24 protein-coding genes are annotated in these 24,329 nt (G+C 41.6%); 12 read left to right on the top strand and 12 right to left on the bottom strand.

The window, feature by feature from the left end; all coding sequences use genetic code 11:
• Positions 1-127 precede the first annotated feature (127 nt).
• The 4 genes from L1077_RS07020 to L1077_RS07005 all read left to right on the top strand — a co-directional run bounded on the left by L1077_RS07020 (position 128) and on the right by L1077_RS07005 (position 4,080).
• Positions 128-1,903, top strand: a complete 1,776-nt coding sequence (locus L1077_RS07020) for a glycoside hydrolase family 3 protein (protein ID WP_237136182.1) — start codon at positions 128-130, stop codon at positions 1,901-1,903.
• Positions 1,904-1,975: 72 nt separating this feature from the next.
• Positions 1,976-2,773 (top strand): D-glutamate cyclase family protein, encoded by a 798-nt coding sequence (locus L1077_RS07015; protein WP_237136181.1) that lies wholly within the window; start codon positions 1,976-1,978, stop codon positions 2,771-2,773.
• 17 nt (positions 2,774-2,790) lie between these two features.
• A complete protein-coding gene (locus tag L1077_RS07010; protein WP_237136180.1) occupies positions 2,791-3,525 on the top strand; it encodes a 5-oxoprolinase subunit PxpA in 735 nt (244 codons plus the stop codon).
• A gap of 27 nt (positions 3,526-3,552) precedes the next feature.
• Positions 3,553-4,080, top strand: coding sequence for a GNAT family N-acetyltransferase (locus L1077_RS07005; protein ID WP_237136179.1), 528 nt, complete (start codon positions 3,553-3,555; stop codon positions 4,078-4,080).
• Between the two features lie 80 nt (positions 4,081-4,160).
• Here the strand turns inward: L1077_RS07005 and L1077_RS07000 are convergent, their stop codons facing one another.
• Positions 4,161-6,305 (bottom strand): beta-propeller domain-containing protein, encoded by a 2,145-nt coding sequence (locus tag L1077_RS07000; RefSeq protein WP_237136178.1) that lies wholly within the window; start codon positions 6,303-6,305, stop codon positions 4,161-4,163.
• A gap of 155 nt (positions 6,306-6,460) precedes the next feature.
• Between L1077_RS07000 and L1077_RS06995 the strand changes: the two genes are divergently transcribed.
• Genes L1077_RS06995 through L1077_RS06980 form a run of 4 tightly spaced genes read left to right on the top strand, consistent with a single transcriptional unit; the run spans position 6,461 to position 9,775 of the window.
• The gene (locus L1077_RS06995; protein ID WP_237136177.1) at positions 6,461-7,435 is read left to right on the top strand and encodes a MipA/OmpV family protein; all 975 of its coding nucleotides are present in this window, start codon (positions 6,461-6,463) and stop codon (positions 7,433-7,435) included.
• Positions 7,425-7,826: a DUF3019 domain-containing protein gene (locus L1077_RS06990; RefSeq protein ID WP_237136176.1), complete on the top strand. Its 402-nt coding sequence runs from the start codon at positions 7,425-7,427 to the stop codon at positions 7,824-7,826. The genes L1077_RS06995 and L1077_RS06990 overlap by 11 nt, the downstream gene beginning before the upstream one ends.
• A complete protein-coding gene (locus tag L1077_RS06985; RefSeq protein WP_237136175.1) occupies positions 7,826-8,518 on the top strand; it encodes a response regulator in 693 nt (230 codons plus the stop codon). Before L1077_RS06990 ends, L1077_RS06985 begins: the two co-directional genes overlap by 1 nt.
• Positions 8,519-8,524: 6 nt before the next feature.
• Positions 8,525-9,775 (top strand): ATP-binding protein, encoded by a 1,251-nt coding sequence (locus L1077_RS06980; protein WP_237136174.1) that lies wholly within the window; start codon positions 8,525-8,527, stop codon positions 9,773-9,775.
• Here L1077_RS06980 and arfB read toward each other — a convergent pair.
• The 6 genes from arfB to L1077_RS06950 all read right to left on the bottom strand — a co-directional run bounded on the left by arfB (position 9,765) and on the right by L1077_RS06950 (position 15,573).
• Entirely contained in the window at positions 9,765-10,178 is a 414-nt protein-coding gene (gene arfB / locus L1077_RS06975; RefSeq protein WP_237136173.1) for an alternative ribosome rescue aminoacyl-tRNA hydrolase ArfB, read from the bottom strand. The genes L1077_RS06980 and arfB overlap by 11 nt on opposite strands.
• Positions 10,179-10,386: 208 nt before the next feature.
• On the bottom strand, positions 10,387-11,592 hold the full coding sequence (locus L1077_RS06970) for an ABC transporter permease (RefSeq protein ID WP_237136172.1): 1,206 nt from the start codon (positions 11,590-11,592) through the stop codon (positions 10,387-10,389).
• Positions 11,593-11,605: 13 nt separating this feature from the next.
• Positions 11,606-12,934 carry an ABC transporter permease gene (locus tag L1077_RS06965; protein WP_237136171.1) on the bottom strand — a complete coding sequence of 443 codons (1,329 nt, stop codon included), beginning with the start codon at positions 12,932-12,934 and terminating at the stop codon, positions 11,606-11,608.
• A gap of 11 nt (positions 12,935-12,945) precedes the next feature.
• A complete protein-coding gene (locus L1077_RS06960) occupies positions 12,946-13,635 on the bottom strand; it encodes an ABC transporter ATP-binding protein (RefSeq protein ID WP_237136170.1) in 690 nt (229 codons plus the stop codon).
• Between the two features lie 8 nt (positions 13,636-13,643).
• Positions 13,644-14,912 carry an efflux RND transporter periplasmic adaptor subunit gene (locus tag L1077_RS06955; protein ID WP_237136169.1) on the bottom strand — a complete coding sequence of 423 codons (1,269 nt, stop codon included), beginning with the start codon at positions 14,910-14,912 and terminating at the stop codon, positions 13,644-13,646.
• 367 nt (positions 14,913-15,279) lie between these two features.
• Positions 15,280-15,573 carry a hypothetical protein gene (locus L1077_RS06950; RefSeq protein ID WP_237136168.1) on the bottom strand — a complete coding sequence of 98 codons (294 nt, stop codon included), beginning with the start codon at positions 15,571-15,573 and terminating at the stop codon, positions 15,280-15,282.
• A gap of 143 nt (positions 15,574-15,716) precedes the next feature.
• Between L1077_RS06950 and nhaR the strand changes: the two genes are divergently transcribed.
• The gene (gene nhaR, locus L1077_RS06945) at positions 15,717-16,610 is read left to right on the top strand and encodes a transcriptional activator NhaR (protein WP_237136301.1); all 894 of its coding nucleotides are present in this window, start codon (positions 15,717-15,719) and stop codon (positions 16,608-16,610) included.
• A gap of 50 nt (positions 16,611-16,660) precedes the next feature.
• Positions 16,661-16,945, top strand: coding sequence for a SelT/SelW/SelH family protein (locus L1077_RS06940; protein WP_237136167.1), 285 nt, complete (start codon positions 16,661-16,663; stop codon positions 16,943-16,945).
• A gap of 400 nt (positions 16,946-17,345) precedes the next feature.
• Here L1077_RS06940 and L1077_RS06935 read toward each other — a convergent pair whose 3' ends face one another.
• The 3 genes from L1077_RS06935 to L1077_RS06925 form a co-directional block, all read right to left on the bottom strand.
• Positions 17,346-17,600, bottom strand: coding sequence for a hypothetical protein (locus L1077_RS06935; protein WP_237136166.1), 255 nt, complete (start codon positions 17,598-17,600; stop codon positions 17,346-17,348).
• Positions 17,601-17,693: 93 nt separating this feature from the next.
• On the bottom strand, positions 17,694-18,620 hold the full coding sequence (locus tag L1077_RS06930; protein ID WP_237136165.1) for a hypothetical protein: 927 nt from the start codon (positions 18,618-18,620) through the stop codon (positions 17,694-17,696).
• A 292-nt stretch (positions 18,621-18,912) separates the two neighbouring features.
• Positions 18,913-19,842: a LysR substrate-binding domain-containing protein gene (locus L1077_RS06925; RefSeq protein ID WP_237136164.1), complete on the bottom strand. Its 930-nt coding sequence runs from the start codon at positions 19,840-19,842 to the stop codon at positions 18,913-18,915.
• Between the two features lie 134 nt (positions 19,843-19,976).
• Between L1077_RS06925 and L1077_RS06920 the strand changes: the two genes are divergently transcribed.
• Complete coding sequence (locus L1077_RS06920) at positions 19,977-20,435, top strand: OsmC family protein (protein ID WP_237136163.1); 459 nt, start codon at positions 19,977-19,979, stop codon at positions 20,433-20,435.
• Between the two features lie 62 nt (positions 20,436-20,497).
• Here L1077_RS06920 and L1077_RS06915 read toward each other — a convergent pair whose 3' ends face one another.
• Both L1077_RS06915 and L1077_RS06910 read right to left on the bottom strand, forming a co-directional pair.
• A complete protein-coding gene (locus tag L1077_RS06915) occupies positions 20,498-21,679 on the bottom strand; it encodes a sensor histidine kinase (protein ID WP_237136162.1) in 1,182 nt (393 codons plus the stop codon).
• A complete protein-coding gene (locus L1077_RS06910; protein ID WP_237136161.1) occupies positions 21,669-22,352 on the bottom strand; it encodes a response regulator transcription factor in 684 nt (227 codons plus the stop codon). Before L1077_RS06910 ends, L1077_RS06915 begins: the two co-directional genes overlap by 11 nt.
• A 71-nt stretch (positions 22,353-22,423) precedes the next feature.
• Between L1077_RS06910 and L1077_RS06905 the strand changes: the two genes are divergently transcribed.
• Positions 22,424-24,163: an amidohydrolase gene (locus tag L1077_RS06905; protein WP_237136160.1), complete on the top strand. Its 1,740-nt coding sequence runs from the start codon at positions 22,424-22,426 to the stop codon at positions 24,161-24,163.
• Positions 24,164-24,329 lie beyond the last annotated feature (166 nt).

Genomic DNA, 24,329 nt, shown 5'->3' with positions numbered 1-24,329 from the left:
AAACTTCATTAAATTCAGTTTTAAGCCTCTAAACTCAGCCATTCACATGATACAGTAAGCAAAAAATTAACTACTTGATGCCGTGCGTATTTTTAATTCTCTCAAAATTGTAGGTTTATTGAGCATTATGACAATGAGTACACTAGCCTGCGCCAACAGCGCCCAAACCGATATTCGCCAGCTGCTTGGACAAAAGCTCATGCTGGACTTTCGCTACTTTTGCCAAAACGACGCCCAATGCCGTCAGCCCATGACGTCCTTGCCCCCTGAGTTGGCTTCGCTCATCAAACAATATCATATTGGTGGCGTGATTTTATTTGCTGAAAATGTGCAGCAAACGGCACAAATCATTAAACTCACAACCGACTTACAACAGGCCAGCGAGACGCCACTATTTATTTCTATTGACCAAGAAGGCGGACGCGTAGCGCGGATCAACCGTGCAGAAGCAACCTCGTTCACTGGCAATATGAGCATAGGTGCAACCTATGAAAAACACGGTGATAAGTATGCTACAAGCGTTGCAACAGTGATCGCCAAGGAACTGAGCAGCCTTGGGATCAACGTGAACTTTGCGCCTACTGTTGATGTAAATGCCAACCCACTAAACCCAGTTATTAATGTCCGCTCTTTTGGCGAAGACCCAAATCGAGTTGCACTTTTAGGCGCAGCACAAGTGAAAGCATTTGAGCATCACGGGGTTATTTCTGCACTCAAGCATTTTCCAGGTCACGGAGATACCCATGTAGACAGCCATACTGGACTGCCAAGGGTTGACCATACATTGGCACAAATTGAGCGCCAAGACCTTTACCCTTTTGCACAGATTATCAAGCAACAACAACCGGGTATGATCATGACTGCACATATTCAATACCCAGAATTAGACAGCAGTACAGTGACGAATAAACAAGGCGAAAAAATGATTCGCCCTGCCACGATGTCGCGCGCCATTATGCATGACTTGCTCAGAAGTAAAATGAATTACCAAGGTGTAACTATCACTGACGCGCTTGATATGGCTGGTGTCAGTGACTTCTTTACACCTGTTGACGCGGTCATTGAAACCTTTAATGCAGGGGTGGATATTGCGCTAATGCCAATACAGGTGAGAAATCCAAAAGATTTGGCAGAATTTATCACGTTTTTTGATGCACTCGTAAACGCAGTTGAAACGGGTAAACTAAATCAACATGACCTGATCAAGTCAAATCAACGAATTGCCAAACTCAAATCTCGCATGCTCAGCAAAAATGAAACACCCAGTCTTGCTATCGCAAAAAGTATGCTTGGCAACCCGCAGCATAGAGAAATTGAAGCTGAATTAGCGCTTGCGGCGATAACCGAAGTGAAAAATCAAAATTTGCTGCCAATCAAAGCTGAAGAAGGTGCCCATATTCATTTAATTATGCCTGATAGACAAAAAGCGGCGGCTTTAAAGCTAGCTTTGCTTACTGAGATAAATAAAGATATTACGATCTCAGTTACTAGCCTACAAGCTTTTAAACCAGAGCGAGCAAAACAGGGAATATTAAAAGCTGATTGGGTGATAAGTGCCTATGCATCGCCTCAGCAAAGCGCGGCAGAAATTGGCGGGATGGATGACTTGGCAGAACTGGCGTCTTATGAAGTATCAAAGCAGCAACAGCCCAAAGCATTATTTCAGCTAATGCAGTTTGCACACACACATAAAAAAGAAAGTTTATTTATCAGCTTGCGTGCACCATACGAAATTGCAAAATATGCACCGTACAATCAAGCGGTTTTAGCAAGCTATGCCTATAATGTGGATGTAGTTATTGAAAATGATGTGCGCGGGCCTGCATATACAGCATTGGCAAAGGTGATAACTGGTAACGCAAAAGCCCATGGGACATTGCCAGTCAGCATAGATAATAAGTGACCCAAACTAGTAATACGTCACCTAACAGCTGCCTCGCATTGATAAAATCACGTCTATTTTTGTGGGGGTAATATGGATCCAAAGGCGTCCTTAACGGCACCTAACGCGATTCGAGAAATGATCAGAGCTGGGGATTATTCAGGTCCAACCAATGGATTTGTGCCCGGCTTCACGCAATGTAACATTGTGATTTTGCCTAAGGCTTATGCTTTTGACTTTCAAAAGTATTGCCAAAATAACCATGATTGTTGTCCCTTACTAGCAACCAGTGTAAACGACGGCGAATACCACCTTAGTGCCCTGGGAACTAATATCGACATACGTAGAGATGTGCCTAAATATCGAGTGCTGCGCGATGGGCAACTGGTAGATGAAGTCACTGACATTGAAAAGCTCTGGCGCGATGACTTCGTCACTTTTGCCCTTGCCAGCTATGTCGCCTTTGATTATGTATTACACACTTTTGGCTTTGATAACACCACGTCCAGCCCTGCACATACCCTACCCATGTATATCAGTAACATACCTAGCGAATCGGTAGGGCCGTTTAAAGGGAATAAAGTGGTCTGTTTAAGGCCAATGGATACGCAAGAAATTATTCGTGCCATACAAGCCGGTAGCATCAGTCGCGTGCCACATGGTATTCCTGTTCATTTTGGCAACCCAGCTGATATTGGGATTAATAATTTGCAAAAGCCCAACTTTGGCGACCCGATTTTCATTCCAGACGACAAGCAACCTGTATTTTGGACAACCAGCCTCACCGCTCACCTTGCAATTACCCGTGCAGCACCAGAATTGTGTATTATAAACAGTCCTCAACATATGTTGGTCACAGATAGGCCAGATATGGATCTGTTAATACAATAATTAAAAAGTAGGTTGGCATGCAGTTAAATTGTGATTTGGGCGAAAGCTTTGGTGCTTGGGAAATGGGGCTTGATAAAGAGGCCATGCCATTCATAGACATGGCAAACGTTGCATGTGGGTTTCACGCAGGTGATCCAAGTGTTATGCAGAAAACGATAGCACTTGCTAAGCAACATAATGTACTACTTGGCGCCCACCCTAGTTACCCTGATCTGCAAGGTTTTGGCCGCCGCTCGCTCACTATGGCTAAACAAGAGCTCATCAACTGCATCCACTATCAAATAGCAGCGCTTGAAGGGATGGCAAAAGTTGCTGGAATGACGCTCAGTTATGTTAAGCCACATGGCGCGCTATACAACGACATGATGCGTGATGAGTCCATTTTAAAAACGCTCATGGAAGCGCTCCATCAATACCCAAGTGATCTGAAGTTAATGATTTTAGCCACATCACGAGCAGAGCAGCACCGCGCCCTTGCCCAGCAATACAAGGTGACTTTACTCTTGGAAGCATTTGCCGATAGATTATATACCGATGAAGGGATGCTCACACCTCGCTCTGAGCCTCACGCAGTGCATAGTGAAGAGAAATTATTTGAGCAAGTAAAGCTGCTCGCAGGCAGTCAATCCGTGATAACCGCAAGCGGGCACAAACTCGTGCTGGCAGCAGACACTCTGTGCGTGCACGGCGATAACCTTCACGCCATAAAACAAATAGAGAAAATAAGAACGATGCTCAACGCTCCACAGTAACTGTTTGCATTTTAAGTAGGGATAACCATGGAGCTGATCACACCGCGATTAAGACTTAGGCCGCTGACTAAAAATGACTGGCAACTATTTAAGAGATTAAATCAAAATCCAGATGTCATGGCTTACGTCGCAGAAATACAAGTACAGCAAGCTTTGAAATCACTTTTTGATGAACGCTGTACTCGTTGGCAAAAACAAACTGATGCGTGGCTCACGCTAGTCATAGAGCGAGTTGATACAGAAGAGTGTATCGGCTTACATGGGTTTAAAAGCTTCTCTGACAAGCCAAATATCGCAGAGCTGGGGTTCATGCTATGCCCTACTCAACAAGGCTATGGCTTTGCGTTTGAAGCATCCAAAGCCGTTATTGACTATGCATTTCTTCATCAAGGTTATGACACATTATTGGCTACTGTCACGGTTGGAAATAATGCATCTGAGCAGTTACTTAACAAACTCGGGTTTACTGTTTTTCAGGTCATTAAACAAAATTATCAAATAGGTGGACAGATATTTGATGATCTCCAACTTACGTTGCACAACCCACATCGATAATACATAAAAGCGCCACCCTGCGTAAATTAGGTGGCGCTTGGTCTGTCCAAGATTTCGCTTGGAACATCAATGTGCGCGATTTAGAAAGGGCCAGCGTTTACATCAGGCGACTGCCATAAACTAGACCAGACGAAATTTCCATGGACATAAAAGATCGTATCTCCATGAATGACGCCTCTATCATCTGCTGCGCGCACATAAGGAACGCTTTGCGGGGGCTCATCATAGGTTGCAACACTACTACCGATGTAAGTTAAAGATCCTGAATCTGCGGTGCTAACCTCAAAAGCTGCCAACTCATTTTTGTTACCCCAATTACTGGTATTGTCATCTTGAATTGTGACCTCCCATGACTCCACAGGTAATGTCATACGGAACGTTTGCTCGCTGACTTTTAAATAGCTAAAAGCGTGATGATCAAACTCGACGGGGGTATATCCACCTGCAAAAACATGTTCTTTAATTAAACTGGGTGATGTTATATCACTCACATCAAATAAACTCACTTTGGCACCAAAATTGGGCTCTATATCAGTAGATGCGTCATTTGCGGTATTAAATGGAAAGTCATCGACATTTTGCCCGACACCAATCAGCAAATCTTCAGATACGGGGTGAAGGTATGCAGAGTAACCCGGGATTTCGAGCGCACCAGCCATAATAGGTTCATCGGCCTTAGATAAATCCAATACATACAACGGGTCTATCTGTCTAAAAGTAACCACATAAGCTCGCTCGCCCATAAAGCGAACCGCGTAGATATTTTCCTCTACCATACCATTTGGCTCAACCTTACCTATCGGCGTCGGATGGGCTTCATTTGGCAAACGTCCTATCTCTTCAAGATCAGTCCCTTGTTGCTGCAATACAAATAACTGATGTACCATGCCCTTTGACTCGCTAAAACGCGTAGTGACAACGCGTAATTGGCTGTTATATTCACTCAACCTGAAGGCCGCATTACTAACATTTGACACAAGAATAGGTTCAATCATACCTATCAGGTTACCGCCAAAACCGAGCGACCCTTCTACCACACCAGATGCACTATAGGTAACCACCCCATCATTGAGTGAAAACTTATGTAAAGCGGTTTGCGATAAGTCATCGAAACTAGATTCATCGCTAGGCCAAAAACGCTTATGCAGATAAATACTTTCTTGAGAGGCATAAACGCCGTCAGAAGGCGCATTAACACAAGTTGATTCTATACTTGTAGGGTTCTGCATAGAGATTTTAGTGATGGTCGTAATTGCATTTGCACTGTCTGATTCAGTTACATCTGCTGGTATGTAACAAGCACTCGCATCAAACAATGGAGACTCTTCTCCTGAGTTTAAATCCTTAATTTTAGGAATTAGATCAGACACATTAGCTTGATAAAGTGCCTGGTAAATAGCCAGTTCATCCGTTTCATCGGTATCAAACGCAGCATGATATTCACTGACTACATACAGATCATTACCTATCACTCGGCTATCAAGGATATTTCCCTCAATGCGATACTGATTGATAACTTGTGGTTGCTCAGGGGAACTAACATCCGCAAAACTCAATTCAAACGTGTTTGAAAATGTATTTACTGAAGGAGAAGTAGAGGCAGCCTCATTGGAATCAGTAGGCCCTTCTAGAGTGAGCACTGGGTATTTGAATACCGATGCAAGGCGCCCTTCATGTAAATATAAATCCTGATGACTATACAGCGAGTCAGAGGCTTCTATTTGTGTAATTTCTGCGACACCTTGGTCAGTTCGCTTCATTACACGCACATACTGCCTAAATACAGCACTTTGCGAGAGTTCTTGCTCAGAATGAGCGGCTATATAAAGATAGTCCCCATCATATTCAATGCGATCACCTTCATCAACGCCCGCTTCAACCACATTAGTAGAAGAAAATCCTGCGCTTGACTCCCCATCTGAAACGGGTGAAGCATTAACGGGCACTGAAGTATCAGTTTCGTTAACTGGTACCCGACTTAAAAAAGCACCATTTTTTAGTAGTGCACTAAACTCGCTAGACGATGCTTTTTTTAATTTAGCTGATGATTCACCTAACCAATTCAATTCAGGTACACTGGTTGGTAATGTCGACTGTCCTTGATCTCCGTTATTATCACTATTGCTATTATTATCACTGCCACCTCCGCATGCAACCAAAGCAGGTAGTACAGCCAATGCAATACCAGCTCGTACTAACGAAAGCGTAACTTTTGAATAAAACATAGTTTTGCTCCTTGAATGAAAGTAACTTTACTTTAATACAGTCACGACATTGTTCTGTTATTTCGCTCGATCTATTTGTTATTTAATGTAACCACTTCTGGTAATTACGAAAATTACTGGTAAATTTAGCTCTAGGTTTTACAGGAGTAAATTGATTGAAACAGTTTTTCATATTGTTATCTCTGTGCTGCAGCTTATTCGCGAAGGATAGTTTTGCAAACTGTAGTGAGAACAATGAGCAATGCACCGAAATAGGCAGGTGGGATTTTTCTGTTGCCGTAGGTGCAGGTGTTGCCACCAACCCTGTCAGGGGCGGGGATAACGTGCCTTTAGTAATATTGCCTTACATTAGTTATTACGGCGATAAGTTCTTCTTTGACAACACAACTGCTGGCTACACTTTTGTAGAACAAGACAAGTTCGATGTCAGCTTCATTACCCAACTGAACACTGAGCAAGCATATTTTGAACGCTTCCACCCGAGTAATATATTAGTCAAAAATTCATTTACAGGGGAATCCAGTAGTCCAGTAATCACGCCTGAACCAGATGAATCGAACCCGCCGACAAGCCAGCCAGGCTCAGATGGCGTGGACTCTGATGGTGATAATGATTCAAATAGTGATAAAGAAGAGCCGGAACCAAACAAGCCAGCTGAATCCATTTCACTGGATACAATTTCTAAACGAGACTGGGCGCTAGATGGCGGCATACTTGCACATTGGTATTTTGCAAATTCATCTAAGTTAACCTTGGTTTGGCTGCATGATGTTACAAATACTTATCAGGGGTATCACGGCAGCCTCGATTACAGTTTTGTCATTCCAATACAAACAGACAGTCCATCCCGTTTAAAAGTCAAACTTGGAGCAGAATACAAAAACAAGCACTTAGTTGATTATTATTATGGGATCAGCCTCAAAGACTCACAATCGCAACACCATTTATATCAAGGTAAAGCCACTGTAAACCCTTATATAGGCGTGGCTTTTAACTATAAATTAAGTTCAAACTGGCAATTCAAGTTTAGTGCAAGACACACTTGGATCGGAGCAGGCATTAAAGATAGTCCGCTTGTAGATCAAAGCTCTTCGTCCAATATTTTTATTGGGGGATTATATGAGTTTTAAGCTGTCCTCTATCCTTGTTTTATGTTTGTTCTTATCAAAAATGGTTAACGCACAAGCTAATGCAGCACCAACAAAAAAAGCAAAACTTGAAATTAAACCTATGGTTTGCATGGTTAAATCTATGGGCCAAATTTGTGAGATGACAATTTCGGTCGACTGGTCTATCAAAGTGCCGCAAAATGTATGCTTATTTAAAAACGATACCTCTTTGCAATGTTGGCAGAACACGCAAAAAGCAAAAACCAATATTAGTATCTCTATTTCTGAAGACATGACTTTTTCACTTAAAAACGAAAAAATGCATGTATTAGCAAATCAAAAAGTAAAGATAAACGCAGCAGTAAGCCGAAAGTATAGGCGCAAACTAAAATCTGACTGGAGCTTTTTTTAATGGCTAAAGTAATCCTTGTTGAAGACGATGAAAGACTTGCAACGCTAACCGGACAATTTCTTGAAAGTAATAACTTTGCTGTCACCATAGTTAATGATGGTGCTAAAGCGGTAAATACCATCATAGATCAACAGCCTGACGTTGTTATTTTGGACATTATGTTACCCAATTTAGATGGCTTCTCTATTTGTAGAGAAATACGACAAGCCTATTCAGGCCCTGTGCTATTTTTAACAGCCAAAGACAGTGATTTTGATCATGTAAGAGGCTTGGAAATTGGCGCCGATGATTATGTCATCAAACCAGTTGAACCGTACGTTTTGCTCGCTCGAGTTAATGCACTGCTACGACGCGGAGGAAAACAGCCAGAAGAAAATACCGACAATATTAAGCTTGGTCAATTAGAAGTGGACAAAGCTGCCCGCAAAGCCTACCTATCAGGTCACGAAGTCGAACTAACCAGTTATGAATTCGACTTACTGTGGGAGCTTGCTAATAACGCAGGACAAACCTTAAGCCGTGAACATATTTATAATCAAGTCGTTGGGCGTGAATATGATGGTTTAGATCGCAGTGTAGATGTACGTATTTCTCGCCTACGTAAGAAGCTAGGTGATAACCCTGATCAGCCATTTAGATTAGTGACTGTTTGGGGCAAAGGTTACTTGTGCTCTAAATCAGCTTGGGATTAATGCGTCATGCTCCGACTGTTAGCGAGTTTATATTTCTTTGTTTTTTTTAGTATTATCGCTATCAATCAAAGTAGTGAGTACATATGGAAACACTGGGCTAATCAAACACCCAGTGAATTAGGCTATGCAAAACAAGTTGCGGACAACTTAAGAGACGTTTTAAACAATGTTAGCATTGAAAATTATCCCCAAAAGAATGGCCTAGATATTATTCATATTAACGATGTCGCTTGGTTTCCAGAGCAGCGCACTGCTTTAGAAAAAGGCGATGTGGTCATTTCATTTGACAGTAGTGATAACTACCAACTTTTCATGCGATTAGCTGATGAGGTAAGTATCGTCAAACTGGGACCATTCGAGCCCAAGCGACCCTCTATTTGGATTAAATATGGTTTTAAACTCATCTCATTCTCTATTTTAGCTTTGCTATTAATTCTGTGGCTGCGCCCGCTTTGGCAAGACTTAGAACAACTTAAACGGATCACAGAGCAACTGGCGACAGGTCAGCTGGATATCGTGGCAAAGCCCTCAAGATTTTCCGCCATTTCAACGCTTACTCAACATATACAAAAGCTCGCTTTGCAAACTGCCAGCCTGATGCAAAACCAAAAACACTTGGTTAACGCTGTTTCACATGAATTAAGAACCCCACTTGCCAGATTAAAGTTCGCACTTGCTATGTTGGCACCAAAAGACCCACGGCAAGTTCAGGCTATGAATCAAGATGTCACAGAAATGGAGCTGTTAATTGACGAAATGTTGAGTTATGCCCGCTTAGAGTTTTCAGAGCGTGAGATGAGCAAAACAACGATTCTTTTAAGTGACTTGATTGAGGCTCAGATAGATAAGTGTTTAGTGTCATCTAACAAGCAAATTGAACAACGGATTGCATCTGGCATTTATGTTAAAGGAAACGACCATTATCTCGCGCGAGTGATACAAAATTTACTGCAAAACGCTGAAAAATATGGCGCTCAAAAAATTCAGATTGAACTCAAGTTCAAAGAGCAACACGCGATTTTATCCATATCTGATGATGGTCCTGGCATACCTGAAGAAAAACGTGAAAATGTATTTAGCCCATTTATACGTCTTGATAGCAGTCGCAGCAAAGAAACAGGTGGGTTCGGCCTAGGTCTTGCCATTGTGGCCAAAATACTCAGTTGGCACAATGGTAAGTGCTGGATAACAGAGTCTGAAATGCAAGGGGCGACCTTCAACGTTTCATTGCCAGCTCATTTAAACGCTAAAACTTAACGGAACGCCTGAGCACTTTCGTCTGCGCTCTTTTGTTTTTGGTGTCCAATCGCTTTTTTTGCGAACTTCTCGTCGGTTTTGTTTGCCTGCGTGCTTTCTCAACTTTGATTGCATCAAGGATCAGCTGCTTCAACCTATTAAGTGCATCTTCTTTATTCTGCTCTTGAGTACGATACGTCTGAGCTTTTAGAATGAGGACGCCTTCTTTGCTGATCCGGTTATCCTTAAGTGCAAGTAAGCGTTCTTTGTAAAAAGCAGGTAAAGTAGAGCGCTTTATATCAAAACGTAAGTGAATAGCTGACGATACTTTATTGACATTTTGGCCTCCGGCACCTTGTGCTCTAATTGCCGTTAATTCTATTTCCCAAGCGGACAGCTCTACATTATTTGATAAACGTAACATACTAACTAAATTGCCTTTTTGTATTGACTCACATACTCGCATGTAAACCGAATGAAACGTCTTACCATCGTAAATAAGCGTGTAAGCGTATCGTTGTTTGCAATACACATTATAACAAAAAGACAAGTAATGGGGATGTTTTAAGGTACTAAGCTCTAAATACCACTACCTAGAACTTAGTACTTTGCCGCGCTCTAGTTAAAAGAGGCTACACCGTGCGCGTCGCTATCGCAGGCGACAGTTGGGATGCTTTTAAAGCGGGATATAATACAGCTATTTGGCCAAGCAAAATTGTGCACAACGTACCGTAAAACATGTAGTGTACAGGGACAGTGCCTAAGGAAAACGCATTGCTAAAAGCATTGCTCAGGACTATCGCTGACACAATACCAATGGCAATTCCTATACTGCAAAGTACAAAGTTTTCTAACACAAAATATCGAATTATTTGCCCTTTACTTGCACCCATAGCACGCCGAATACCAATCAACTTAGTGCGCTTGATAATACTGTAGCGAGATTGACCAAAAATCCCCAATGCCGTTACCACCAGTAAGCCACCAATCACACCAAATAACGTATTGCTTGCTGCGTTTTCAGCACTGTAGGCATTAGCCTTTACTTGCTCAAACGTCTCAATTTTGTCTATCTTTCTACCGTGAAAGGACATCAGATACGCCAAGGCACTCTCCATCACTTCACTCTGCTGCCCCAGTTGTGTTCTAACAATGTAATACACCATGGCATCAGCCTCTTTGACCGGCCCCAAGATGACATGTTCGACAACGACCCAAGTTGGCCATGCTGCTTGTAATTTATCAATAACACCGACAACTCGCTGTGGCTTTTTATCAATGTAAATGGTCTTCCCAACAACTTGCTCCCATTGCTCAGCGTACAATGATTCAGCGAGGGACTTAGTGATCATAATATCAATGGCAACCTTGTGGCCATCTGTACGGGCTCTCAGTTCTGAGCTGGGGCTAAATTCACTGCCTGCAACAAGTTTTACGCCGAATGCATTAAATAGATTTAAGTCGCCACCGTAGTAACCCGAAAAAGTGTCATATCTGGCGTCGGGCTCAGTTGCAACTTCTAAAAATCGGCCCCAGCCACTTAGCGGTACTCCGGAGGAAACCGATGCGTACTCAACGCCTGATAACGCATTGAGGTTGGCCAGGTCTTGGTCTAACATGCTCGCTCGCTCATCCTCTTCAACGGGTAAGTTAGTCGCAATATAGAATACATTTTGCTCATCGAGACCTGAGGCACGACCTATCGACTGCCGTTTATCCATGGCAAGGAATATTGCATTAACTAATATCGTAAAGGTGATCGCAACCTGTAAAATAAACAGCAGTGACGCGCTCAAGTTACTTTTGAGTGACTTTATAATTGGTAATAAATCCTTCATTCATCCTTCTCCATTACAAGCTTTTCAGCTGTGTTGCAGGCTGAACTCGAATTGCTTTCACGATTGGGAACAATCCAAAAATCAAACTAGAAACGATAGACAACAAGACTGTCACCACCATTAACTGTGCGCTCATTGCCATGATATCTTTACTCAAATGCGTATAAAGTTGGCTCGACAACATCAAGCAAACTTGGCTCAGTAGCAACCCGAACAGGCCGCCAAATAAGCCGATAATGCCTGTTTCAATCATATACTGTTGGATCAAATCAACACTACTAGCACCAACTGCACGTCGAAGCGCTACTTCACCCGCTTTGCTTTGGAATTTGGTCATTATGATGCTCATCGCATTTAACAAGCACAGTGCAAAAAAACAAATAGCAAGCCAAACCGCTATCTCACTGTCTGATGAATAAGCTTCACGTTCTTTCAAATACTCGGCAGGTGATTGCAATTCATTTAACATGGGACGTTGAAAACGACCCAACGCTTTTTGTTGCTCTACATAAGACTCTAAAAAGTCCATATAAGCATCTTTTTCTAGTTCATTATGTAGCTCTACCCAGAAGTAGACCCAAATACACTCTGATGCCCAAAACGCTTCTACTGATGCATTGTCAGCCTCTTTCCAGCACTCAAAAGCCTGCACGTTTGGCGACCATAGCTCTAAATTCAACTGGGTTTGAAATGGCACGAATACATCTCGCGGGCCCTTAAATGCACGCGTGGACTCACCATAAAAGCGCGGTAAAATAGACCAGTCGTCAAGCACTCCAACCACTGTAAGTTGGTGCCCTCCAAGTTCAACTACTTGTCCAACCGAGTTTTTACCAGCAAACAGCTGATCATTAAGTTTTTTTGAAATAACCGCAACTTGTTCACCACTCTTATCACTGCCTTGGGGCCAAGGTGACCCATATAAAAAAGGCACATCAAAGGAAGAGAAAAAATCTCGAGTGGAGCTGCGCACAAACGTCATCTTTGCATCAACAGCATCCTGCGTGGGCAATTTAAGCATATCCTTAAACCCAGCAATTGGAATTTGCGCTTGAGCTTTCTCGTGGCGGATTAGATTGACAGCATCTTGCACAGCCATGTAGATAGGCGCGTGCTCTTCATCCTCGTTGCCATAAATGACGTCTGGGCTCCAATTATTAATTCGCACTAAAAAAAGGGAATCTGACTTCGATGGTATAGGGTCTTTTGTCATCATATAGTTGATGGTATAAGTCGTCATCGTCGCCGCAATACCCACTGCTATAATGATGATTGCCAACAAGCTCATATAACGGGTTTTCCACAAGCTCAGCATCGCCAATTTGGTGTAATAAATCCCCATGAAATATCCCCTTAAGCTATTTCTTGAGCGTAGTTTTCTACATCATTAATTACACCATCTTTTACTTCTATGACTCGGCTGGCAAACGCAACCTGTGACAGGTCATGCGTTACCATAATAATGGTAGTCCCTTTTTGGTTGATCTCTTGTAGCAAGGACATTACACCGCTGGCCATCTTAGAATCTAAATTTCCCGTCGGTTCATCTGCCAATAAAAATGAGGGGGAACCTGCAAGCGCTCTGGCGATCGCAACACGCTGTTGTTGACCACCAGAAAGCTGTGAAGGGTAGTGAGTTTGACGTTTAGCAAGGCCTACTTGCTCTAACGCCTTTTCAACCCGCTCTTTACGCTGTGACGCAGATAACTTTCTGTAGCGCAGCGGCATTTCAACATTGTCGTAAATATTTAATTCTGGGATCAGGTTAAAACTTTGAAATACAAAACCAATTTTTTCATTTCTAAGACGAGACTTGGCTTTATCCCCCAATGTTGATACCTCGATACCATCAAGCCAATACTGCCCTTCACTGGCTGTTTCAAGTAAACCTGTAATGTTAAGAAAAGTTGTTTTTCCAGAGCCTGACGGCCCCACAACAGCTACAAACTCACCTTGATTTACTTCTAAATCGAATGGACGAAGCGCGCTCGTTTTCACTTCATCTGTGCGATAAGTCTTCGCTAATTTATTCATCCTTAACATACTACCCCCTATTGTACGATTCTTACACTTCCTGCATCTTTAAATATACTCAAGTCAGAAATTACGACTTTATCGCCCATCGCTAAGCCAGAAATAACTTCCACTTGCCCTAAACTCTTTGAACCTAATTTAATCGATTTTTTAACGGCAGTGCCTTCTTCTACTACGTATACAAAACGCCCACCACCTGACTCAGTGAACTGTCCTCGCGGTAGATAATAAACATCACTTTTTTCTTCTAAAACAACCCGGCTAGTCAACCTTTGATTTTGCCTTAACCCTTTAATATCTTTGTCTTTAAAGCGGATCTTTCCTTCAACTTGACCACTGACAATTTCAGGTGAGATTGCAGTCAGTTCACCTTGGTATTTATTGCCATTAAGCATCAAGTCTGCTCCCATACCTAGCGCTAAATCATCCGCATAATTTTCTGGGATCTTTACTTCGACTTCATACTGCGACAAATCAACAACGTTTAGTAGTGGCTGATTTTTGGTAACCGTATTTTTTTGTTCAACCGTTAAATTACCAACGATGCCTGCAACAGGCGAAACAATTGAAAGAGATGAAACTTGTCTTTGTAGCTCATTAACAACTACCTGTTGTGCTTCCAGCTCAAGCGCACGGGTTTTGATTTCAAACTTTTGACTTTCCTTTAATAACGCCACTTCTTTCACTGCCAATCGATATTCTCGCTCAGCATTTTGCAGGTCATCTTTAGCCTTTTGAAAATCAATGTCACTGACAACCTGATTCTTTTGACCTTCTTCATTTCGACGCATTTCACGTTTTGCAGCATTCAGTGCGACTTGCGCTTTACCTATATAATTTTCTTGTTCTAAATCCTGTTTTTTAACTTGTATTTTTTCACGTTCTAATTGCGTTTTTAACCTTGTCAATTCTGACTTTTCTTGTGCTAGCAAACTGGTTAGCTCCGGGCTATCTATAACAGCAAGCGCTTCACCTAACGCAACTGTATCACCAGGCGTAACCAAATATGTCACAGTACCTTGTGCGGGGCTATAAACCGTAGGCCGTTTCGCTGCTATCACACGACCTTGAACTGAAATATCACGAACGAATTGCCCTTTTTGTACTTCAGCAATGCGAATTTTTTCTAACCGAACAGCACTTGTACCACTGAGCCAAATAGATATCTGGGGAACGATTAAAGTCAGAAAAATAACGATACCAACAACGATTGCAACGTAGAGTTTATAGTTCCTTTTTTTTTCAATTTGCGTGTCTTGCGCACTGGTATCAGATATATATGTCATGTTACTTCCTTGAGCATTATGTAACTGCTTATCATTGATTAAAATACACAACCAACCTCGCAATGTCACTTAAAATAAACATTTTATTAAAGTAATAATAATATGAGGCTGTCCTAAAAACGATTACGCCTTATACACAGTCATTTCACAGTGTTAATTTTGAAGGCGTTATGGCCGCTCAATATTAACATGAACACAAACATAGTTTAATCAACATTAAATTTTTTACAGGTTGTTTTAACAATCAATGAAGAGGAGATGGGAAGAAAATGTGCAGCTTCCATGCCGCAGCAAGTGCTTGGGAATCTATTCCATTCAAGTAAAGTCAAGGGGGTCAACTAAAAGCTAAGAAGCCTTACTCTAAATGTTAACAAAGCTTCTGAGTTAATACCGTTTCGCTATTGCTCACTGCACGGCTGATCGCCTGCGCTAAGCTTTTACCCTTTGCTTTAACGCGAATGCTAGGCAAACCAGGTAAAAGTACTTCAATACTGCACTGAGTCAGCGTGCCATGTAATTTCGAGGGAACATCATCGATATGAACTTTAACCTTACGAATATTGGTAACGTATTTAATTAGCTGCTCACTGACCATCTTGGATACCTTCGCCTTCGCCGAACTGCCTATCGCTTTACCCGTCATTCTTAAGTTAAGTTTCATATCTTTGACCTCGCTCATAAATATGCGCTAATTACCGATATTGGTAAAATAAATGATTGCGCCGTTAAGTTAAATCTACTAAGGTGGAATCAAAGATAAAAGCTGATTAAATCTTATTTAGACATCGAAATTTACGAAGTATGATGAATATAAATTACAACCACCTCTATTATTTTTGGCAAGTCAGTAAACTAGGCAGTATTGCTGCTGCTAGCAAAGTATTGCATCTCACGCCACAAACCATCAGCGCACAAATAACAAGCTTAGAACAAAGATTGGGCAAGCCGCTGTTTGTTCGTGAAGGTAGAGGATTAAGGTTGACAGAATATGGGCAGCTTACCCAGCAATATGCCAATGATATGTTCAGTGTCGCGGAAGAGTGGCTAGAGACGACACGAGGTGACCTTGATAATATAAATCGCACATTAAAGGTGGGGATCTCTGATGCTCTGCCTAAATCTCTCGTTTCAAAGTGGTTATCTCCACTGATCAAACATGAGCGTATTACGAATTTACACTGCATTGATGGACAGCAATCTGAGCTATTAGCCCAAATGGCAACACACAAGATTGATTTAGTCCTCGCAGATAAACCGTTAGATAGCTCGACACCTTTTAAAGCATTTTGTCATGAAATTGGTAAAAGCCAACTTGGACTGTACGGAAATTCTGCATACTACGCAAAACTAAGTAAAAACTTCCCAAGTACCTTAAAAGATATGCCGATCATTCTGCCCGCTAAAGCGAGCCCGGTGACAAACGCGATTCAATACTGGCTGGAAGATCTCGGGATCAATATGTCTGTTGCAGGCCATGTGGACGACAGTGCATTAATGAAGTCACTCGGTCAACAAGGATTTGGTATATTCCCAGCCCCTTTATCAATCAGAGAAGAGATAGAGCGTCACTATGACGTAACATTTATTGGCAACATTGAAAACGTCTACCAACACTATTACGCCTTCACTCCAGATAGACTAATCAAAGACACGATTTATTCTGAATTCGTACAAAATGCACAACGCGAAGGTGAATAAAGTCCCTTCGCTTTTACACACATATACACTCAAAAGGCGGTGATACTCACATGCACAAACCCAAAATTACCATACACTATTGTGTATTATGCCAATGGTTGCTCCGAAGTGGTTGGCTAGCCCAAGAGCTATTATCAACCTTTAGCGATGATCTTAAAGAAGTGTCGCTCTCACCAGCAAGTAAAGGCATATTCAAGGTTTATTATGATGATGAACTGATTTGGTGCAGAGTAGAAGATGGCGGCTTTCCAGAAGCGAAAGAACTTAAAAGGCGCGTGAGAGATAAATTAGATCCTAACCGTGACCTCGGCCATATCGATAAACACCAAGGTTAATTTAAACAGCGACATAACCCTTAGGGTAAAGCTATTGTTTATATTCTTAGTTCCGAAGCACCAAGGATTATCATCAAGATAGTAAATATAAACTGAGATAAGCATAAAATAATACTAAAGCAAACAGTCACATAATACGCCTGACAGCCCTTTATCACATGTAATGCAAGTGCTATGTAACAAGCTAATTGTAGCAGCCCAATAACGAGCCAATGCCGAAACTGCCAAGCTAACTCTAGAAAACGATTACCAAATGCAGTAAATATGGCATAAAACGGTATTAACGCACTGATCACCAATAAAACGATTAAAAACCTTTGCTGTTTTTTATTTAGGCCCTGCTTGAGCAAACAAGATTTCAAATGGTTCAATTTCAACGTAAAATTGACCATATTGCAGGCTATAAAAACAACTTAGATGCGACAAGATAAAGCACAAAAGACGCTATAACATGACATACTAATGGCAGTAACATAACGTAAAATTTCGCAATAAAGAAGTTGCCTTCGGCACCATTCGTAAATCCGCTTTCTTTTTTAATTCCGGCTGAAAACTCATCATCCATATCTTTAACAACCGAATACATTTTTTTGTAAAAAGGCAACAGCAAAAAAAAACATACAATTGCGCAAAAAAACACCGCAAAATAACTCATTCACATCTCCTTCTGTCACTACTTCACAGCGCACAGTGACGCTATGAAGCAGAATATTTGTAAAGGCACTAAATAGTAGAGTTTGAAATCCAATTACCTACCCGCATCTCTGCGTATTTGTTGCAGTAACTCATCGTCTCTTATCAATCGCTGCATGACCGCCTGAATTTCAGAGCTACTTGCATTATCGTACATTGCTAAAATATCGTTTGCTAGCTGCTGCTTAACTTCTGGATCGCTTTCACCTGCTTGATAATACTGGCCCATCAGACCTTCCGCAGCCATTGTTTTCATATATTTATTAGGCTCTTTTTCAATAATATCTTGTAAAGACTTAGCGATACGGCTGTCCACAACAGGTGAGTGAGCAACCACTTCCAATGCTTGTACCTTGAGTTTGTCGTCAGCACTATTTCTACTAATTTCAAGGACGGCATCTACAGTCTCATAATCAAACATTTCGCCTTGTGTTCGATTAAGAATGTACATGTTCATTTGTAATTGTCCCATCGCAGAGAGGCGCTCTTGCGGTGTTAAAGTTTGGTCAAGCACCTTACCTCTTAAATCTTGACTCACTTGAGATGCATACTCTGGATCCGTCTTTAATTTCAAGTCATAGTCTTTGGGCAAATCTTCGTAAAACCCATAAACAGGATTATCTTCACTTCTTTTTTGCCTTTCTTTACGCTCTTTCTCTTCAAGCACAGCAAGGATTGTTTCTTCCATCGCGTCATTCGAGGCACCAGTGCCGAAAGCTTGATTTTCAATATCTAATAGACGCTCCTCTAAATATTCGATACGTGCGATTAAAGCACTGTTATCCATATCTTCGTAGCTTTCATTGTCATGCATCTCAAGGTGAGCACTGTCCACCTGAGAGTGGACATGTTGCTGTTGAGATTGTGGCTTTTCAGCAAGCAATAGTTGGTTGCTAGGTTCAGTTGAGAAATGAGAATACAACGCCAGCGCTAGTGCCGCTGATGCAACGCCTAATGCTATATTGTTTTTTGTTTGAGACATCTTATACCTACACCTCTAATTCAGGCCTTAAATAAATTGCGCTTCCTTGATCCAACAGTTAACGCTGTAATCTAAACTACTTAGACATCATAAACTGTTAAAAGTTGTACACTAAATTTAGCCATACATTGAGGGCAAATTGCAATCTTTGGGCGATATAAAAGCAATAATGAATTATTTAATATTAATTTAATTGAATTTTTAGCATATTATAAAAACACAAACCATTGATATTATTTAATATAATAATTACAACCCCTATTATAGTAACTGAAAAGGCACATGATTAATCTTAATAGGATTTGCTCATTTCGGAGCAATTTGACTCACTTTTCATTGATGATTCAACGAATTTAAGTTTAAGCCAGTTAAGTAAACACATTAATGCCTCACGATTGCCTGTGTTTTGACTCGTGACAAAAAAGTATGAAAATGGCATTAAAATAGGTTCATAGGGTAATTTGACGAGTGCACCTTGTGTCAACATTTCACTGGCAATGTGGTGCCAACCTAGTGCGATACCTTGGCTATATTTAGCCGCAGTCAATGTATGACCAAGATGACTAAATATTCTAATGCTTTGATTAGGTATGCCGTCAACAGAGTGCTGTTCAAGCCAAGTTTGCCAATTAATACAACCAGGTGCGTCTTCTATCCCGCCTTGGTAACTTAGCAAAGGAGCACCTTCGTCCAGCGCTTTTAAATAATTTGGTGCACAAACAGGGTAAACCCACTCAGGTGCAAGCTGTGTACAGCTGAGTCCTTGATATTGCCCATGACCAAAATGTAAATGCGCATCTACATGGTGACGATTAAAGTCAATGAGCTGATCTTGTGCAATTAAGTTCAGCTCGATATGGGGATAGCATTGGTAGAACTCTCCCAACTTAGGAATTAACCAGTGCTCCAGTAACGACGGGATCACTGCCAGCACAATTCGCTCAACTTGAATCGAACGACGAGCAGCAATCACCCCATGCTCTAGCACATTAAACCCTTTACTCACATACTCATAAAGGCGCACAGCTTCTGGCGTTAAGGTCACACCTTTTGATTTGCGATGAAACAAGCTCATACCTAACTGAGATTCGAGCAACTTCATTTGATGGCTAACTGCACTAGGAGAAATATGCAAAATACCTGCTGCAGCCGTAAAATTAAGTTCTTTTGCAACCACTGAAAAAGTATGCAGTGCGGTCAATGAGAGATTTAAATTACTCATGATGTGAGAATACCTCAAGTCACTTTGAGTTATTATCGCTTCTATATGTCAGCTGTCAATTTCATAATAATCAGCACGTATTTAGTAATCACACGGGACTAAGCCAGTGTGCAATTTAAATTCAGAGGATACCTATGTCTATTCATACAGCAATTGTTTCTTGGCATCGTCAACCAAATGAAGCGTTTATTGATGCAAAATATAATCGAGCACATACTTGGCGTTTTGATGGTGGCATTGAAATCGCTGCATCATCTTCCCCTTCGGTTGTACCTTTGCCATACTCAGAGCCAAACAATGTGGATCCAGAAGAAGCGTATGTTGCATCACTATCCAGTTGTCATATGCTATTTTTTCTTCATTTCGCAGCACAATCAGGGTTAATTATTGAATCCTATACTGATAATGCCTCAGGGGTAATGGGTAAAAATACACACGGAAAAGCAGCGATCACAGACGTGATACTCAAGCCTCAAATCACATGGCATCACACAAGCTATATTGATGAAAAAACTATCTCTGAACTGCATCATCAAGCCCATGATTCGTGTTTCATTGCAAACTCTGTAAATACACGTATCAGGGTTGAATAAACAGCCAATGGCAATGCACTTACCATTGATATTAACTCACGCATAGAAACGAGCTGAATGTATCAACCAAGCTCGGTGTTAGTCGGTTCCCAATTAATGCTGAGCGTATATTTACTATCAATGTGCACGTTTAGTGTCCATCCGAAGCAATCACAGACCTGCGACATCATTTGACTACCAAGACCATGTCCTGAGTGTGTCGGCTCTGCTTTAATGGTATTGTCAAAAACCAGTCCACCTTCATCACACCTTAATCGCAGCGCACCATCACCATGTTGCAATGCGTTTTTCGCCACTTGTATTAAAAACAACTCAAACAATTTAGGCTCAATAGCCTGCTTTCCCACTAGGTGATCATCCTCAAGCTCTATACTCAGGCCGTGTTCACGCCATTTTGTTTGCCACCTCATTAACAAAGGCTGCAAGGCGTGGCGTTCAAGCTTTGCTTTATTAGGTTGACTCAATAGTAGGACTGCATCAGCAATGTCAGTCAGAGCCTGTTGCCCACTTTCCAGTTCATCAAGCACGTCTAACGCTGCCAAAGGTATTTCGTCAATTTGCTGTAACCGGCTCATACTGTGATGAATGTGAGTCAATGGTGTTCTCACTTCATGGCTCAAAAATGCCGAAAACAAACGTTCTTGCTTTTGCGCATGTCGCTGTGCAAAACGTGCCATTTTTACCGTTGACTGTAGTTCGGACATTTCAATAAAACGCGCACTCGGCACTTCATCTGTCTCTAAGCTGCGCGTAACTCTATTTAAATCACGACTCATAGCTCGCCAAACCCGCCAGACTAATAACCCTAAAGGAATTAGCATGAAGCTACTCAAGACGATGAAGATTGGCACTAAACTTGGTGAGTCTTGGTGAGAAAAAAAGTGAATAATAAATAATGAGCGGCCCTCAGTATCTTCACTTTTGAGGACATACATATCACCATTAACTGATGACAATAAAAACGTATGCTCAAATTCAATATCGTCAATATTCAAAACAGCTTGGTATTCGAGTGGCATATCATCTAAAAAGCCGATGAACTTCTCCTGTGTCATCAGAGGCAGTGTAAGCTGTCCACTGTGCGCCAATGCTAAATCTTGATAGAGATAATGCTCTGTTGTGTCATCCCATGCAAAATGATAGACCCAAGTCGCTACTTGGATCCAAATTACAATAAAAACCAGAAAGAATGCACCTACCCTAAGGATAAAATAACGTCCAAAGCTTTGGGGCTTATTCATCATTGCACCTTAAGACCACACCTTGACTTTTTATAGTATGGATCAGCTCTAATTCAGCCGCTTTCGATATATTACGACGTAACCGGGTAAGTAATGACTTATACATATTATTGTTGACGTCTTGATCTGGCCATATTTGAGCTAAGATCTGATCTTTGCTCACAGGCTCTGGACTTTGCTTGGCAAGCAGAGATACTAGTTGCCATTGCTGAGGAGACAGTACCAAAGCTCGCTCTCCTCGCTTTGCTATTTTCAATGAAAAATCAATAAACAAACTATCTAGTTCAAATATCGAGGTTGTTTGCGTGACCTGCTTTTGGGCCAGGATTTTAAGCCTAATTGCCAACTCTGGTAGCGCAAATGGTTTGGTCATGTAATCAAGTGCGCCTGCTGAAAAAGCAGCCAGCTTATCTTCAAGTGATGTCGCTGCAGTGCAAAACAACACAGGCACACCTTGGCCAAGAATATGTTCAGACAATAAATTCAGCCCGCTCCCATCTGGCAGGTCCATATCCAAGATCACCGCATCATAGTGGGTATATTTTTGCGTTTGTGCCGCTATTTCTTTTGCACTTGAGACCGAAGTGGCATAATCCACTTCAATGCCTTCGAATTGCAAAAAGTCGATTAATTGTGCAGCTAAAGCTCTATCATCTTCAACCAGAAAAACAAGCATAAAACCTCTACACTGTTACCTTGTGGTTACCATGCCATTGATATTGTAGCGCCAACTAACAGGAGTCAACCATGAGAGTCACAAATATGTCTTTAATTCCTTTAATTGTAGCTGGCCTTTGTATGTCTGGCTGTAACTCAGATTCAAGCCCTACGGCTAATAATTCCGTTAAGAGCAATACGCCAGAGACAACACCTAGTCAAACTCAACAAGACAAATCAACCATGGTGTTTGTAAATGGTGACATATATACAGTGAATGAGGACAAACCTTGGGCGCAAGCGGTTGCAATCAAAGACAATAAAATTATATTTGTCGGCACCACAGAGCAAGTGCAGCAACATATTGGTGAAAATACCCAAGTTATTGACCTTAAAGGCAAGATGATGATGCCAGGCTTTCATGATGTACACATGCACCCATTAGAGTCTGGATCTGATGCCACTCAATTTACCATTCCTGAATCCGAGTCTACCGATACTTATATCGACCTTGTTGCAGACGCCGCATTTCAAAATCCAAATGCCCAATGGTTGATTGGCTATGGGCACTCAATTGGCACTTTACTCGAAATGCAAGACAGTCCTATTGATGTATTAGATGAGGCAGTACCCGACCGCCCAGTTATCATTATGGAGCAAACATCTCATTCAATGTGGCTCAATAATAAAGCAATGGAATTAGCGGGGATCCACAGAAATAGCCTAGACCCCATTGGCGGTGTTATTGGCAAAGATGAGCAAGGCAACCTTGATGGGATCCTTTACGATAATGCTGGTAACCAAGTTATGGAGCTGGCTATGCGCTCCCTGACCAATACACAACAAAACGATTATTTAGGACTTATAGAATATACCATGCCTGCGCTAAACAAAGCAGGGATCACCTCAATCAGTGATGCGAGAACCTACTGGCAGCGCGGACACTTGGAAACTTGGCTGAAAATTGCCAACGAAGATAAGCTAACACTCAGAGCGCATTTAGGTCTGTGGGCTTACCCACAAATGAACGATGCTGCCCAGCTAAGTAAACTAAAATCCCTTTATCAAGCAGATCCAAATAGCTTGTTAAAAGTAAATCAAGTCAAGTTTTATGTAGATGGTATATTAGTTAACACGACCGCTGCGATGCATGAGCCGTATCACCAAAATTGGCTTGAACTCGATGGTAACAATGGCCTCAACTACTTTACTCAAGCACGTCTTGAAAAATACATAAAAGCGTTGGAACCAACAGGATTCGATTTTAATATTCATGCTATTGGTGATAGAGGGATCCACGAAGCGCTTAATGCCATTGAAAATGCCTCATCGGGTCAGTCTCGCCACAGATTGACGCACCTAGAAGTGGTTGACCCAGCTGACTATGCGCGCTTTGCTAAACTCGGCGTGATAGCAGATGCACAAGTCGCAGGCGACTTTACTGACCCAGGTCACTGGCCTGAAAATATTCCTCTTTTAGGTGTAGAACGCAGCCAAGACTTGGTTCCAATCAAAAGCTTAGTTGAAAACAACGCAACCTTAACGCTGTCCAGTGACTGGAATGTCAGCCCATTCAACCCATTTATCGGTATCAGTAATGCGATATCAAGAACACCGCAAGCTATCACGCTCGCACAAGCACTCGAAGCCTACACACTAAATAGTGCTTATGCGATGCAACAAGATCACTTGGTTGGCAGTATAGAAGTAGGCAAACTGGCTGATTTAGTCGTGCTAGATAACAACCTATTCGAAAGCACAGTCAAAGAAATCGCAAATACGCAGGTCACGATGACATTGTTGGATGGAGAAATCGTCTACCAACGCTAAATTGAGTAAAATTGGGGCCTCTCGGCCCCACCGAGCATCACTGAATTGCAACAACTTAAGACTATATTTAGCTTTTAATGATTTTTTATTATCAGTGCATTGTTGGTATCGTTACTTTTTTACGCATCAAATACACACTAAACACTTACTCAACATAACAAGCACG

The sequence above is a fragment of the Pseudoalteromonas luteoviolacea genome (assembly GCF_021654285.1).
Lineage (GTDB): Bacteria > Pseudomonadota > Gammaproteobacteria > Enterobacterales > Alteromonadaceae > Pseudoalteromonas > Pseudoalteromonas luteoviolacea_J.
This window is presented reverse-complemented; position numbering and strand designations above follow the sequence as displayed.

Excerpts from the sequence above, each read along its gene's own strand:
- L1077_RS07020 (WP_237136182.1), top strand. The coding sequence starts at position 128 with ATGACAATGAGTACACTAGCCTGCGCCAACAGCGCCCAAACCGATATT.
- L1077_RS07015 (WP_237136181.1), top strand. The coding sequence starts at position 1,976 with ATGGATCCAAAGGCGTCCTTAACGGCACCTAACGCGATTCGAGAAATG.
- L1077_RS07010 (WP_237136180.1), top strand. The coding sequence starts at position 2,791 with ATGCAGTTAAATTGTGATTTGGGCGAAAGCTTTGGTGCTTGGGAAATG.
- L1077_RS07005 (WP_237136179.1), top strand. The coding sequence starts at position 3,553 with ATGGAGCTGATCACACCGCGATTAAGACTTAGGCCGCTGACTAAAAAT.
- L1077_RS07000 (WP_237136178.1), bottom strand. The coding sequence starts at position 6,305 with ATGTTTTATTCAAAAGTTACGCTTTCGTTAGTACGAGCTGGTATTGCA.
- L1077_RS06990 (WP_237136176.1), top strand. The coding sequence starts at position 7,425 with ATGAGTTTTAAGCTGTCCTCTATCCTTGTTTTATGTTTGTTCTTATCA.
- L1077_RS06985 (WP_237136175.1), top strand. The coding sequence starts at position 7,826 with ATGGCTAAAGTAATCCTTGTTGAAGACGATGAAAGACTTGCAACGCTA.
- L1077_RS06980 (WP_237136174.1), top strand. The coding sequence starts at position 8,525 with ATGCTCCGACTGTTAGCGAGTTTATATTTCTTTGTTTTTTTTAGTATT.
- arfB (WP_237136173.1), bottom strand. The coding sequence starts at position 10,178 with ATGTTACGTTTATCAAATAATGTAGAGCTGTCCGCTTGGGAAATAGAA.
- L1077_RS06970 (WP_237136172.1), bottom strand. The coding sequence starts at position 11,592 with ATGAAGGATTTATTACCAATTATAAAGTCACTCAAAAGTAACTTGAGC.
- L1077_RS06965 (WP_237136171.1), bottom strand. The coding sequence starts at position 12,934 with ATGGGGATTTATTACACCAAATTGGCGATGCTGAGCTTGTGGAAAACC.
- L1077_RS06960 (WP_237136170.1), bottom strand. The coding sequence starts at position 13,635 with ATGTTAAGGATGAATAAATTAGCGAAGACTTATCGCACAGATGAAGTG.
- L1077_RS06955 (WP_237136169.1), bottom strand. The coding sequence starts at position 14,912 with ATGACATATATATCTGATACCAGTGCGCAAGACACGCAAATTGAAAAA.
- L1077_RS06950 (WP_237136168.1), bottom strand. The coding sequence starts at position 15,573 with ATGAAACTTAACTTAAGAATGACGGGTAAAGCGATAGGCAGTTCGGCG.
- nhaR (WP_237136301.1), top strand. The coding sequence starts at position 15,717 with ATGAATATAAATTACAACCACCTCTATTATTTTTGGCAAGTCAGTAAA.
- L1077_RS06940 (WP_237136167.1), top strand. The coding sequence starts at position 16,661 with ATGCACAAACCCAAAATTACCATACACTATTGTGTATTATGCCAATGG.
- L1077_RS06935 (WP_237136166.1), bottom strand. The coding sequence starts at position 17,600 with ATGAGTTATTTTGCGGTGTTTTTTTGCGCAATTGTATGTTTTTTTTTG.
- L1077_RS06930 (WP_237136165.1), bottom strand. The coding sequence starts at position 18,620 with ATGTCTCAAACAAAAAACAATATAGCATTAGGCGTTGCATCAGCGGCA.
- L1077_RS06925 (WP_237136164.1), bottom strand. The coding sequence starts at position 19,842 with ATGAGTAATTTAAATCTCTCATTGACCGCACTGCATACTTTTTCAGTG.
- L1077_RS06920 (WP_237136163.1), top strand. The coding sequence starts at position 19,977 with ATGTCTATTCATACAGCAATTGTTTCTTGGCATCGTCAACCAAATGAA.
- L1077_RS06915 (WP_237136162.1), bottom strand. The coding sequence starts at position 21,679 with ATGATGAATAAGCCCCAAAGCTTTGGACGTTATTTTATCCTTAGGGTA.
- L1077_RS06910 (WP_237136161.1), bottom strand. The coding sequence starts at position 22,352 with ATGCTTGTTTTTCTGGTTGAAGATGATAGAGCTTTAGCTGCACAATTA.
- L1077_RS06905 (WP_237136160.1), top strand. The coding sequence starts at position 22,424 with ATGAGAGTCACAAATATGTCTTTAATTCCTTTAATTGTAGCTGGCCTT.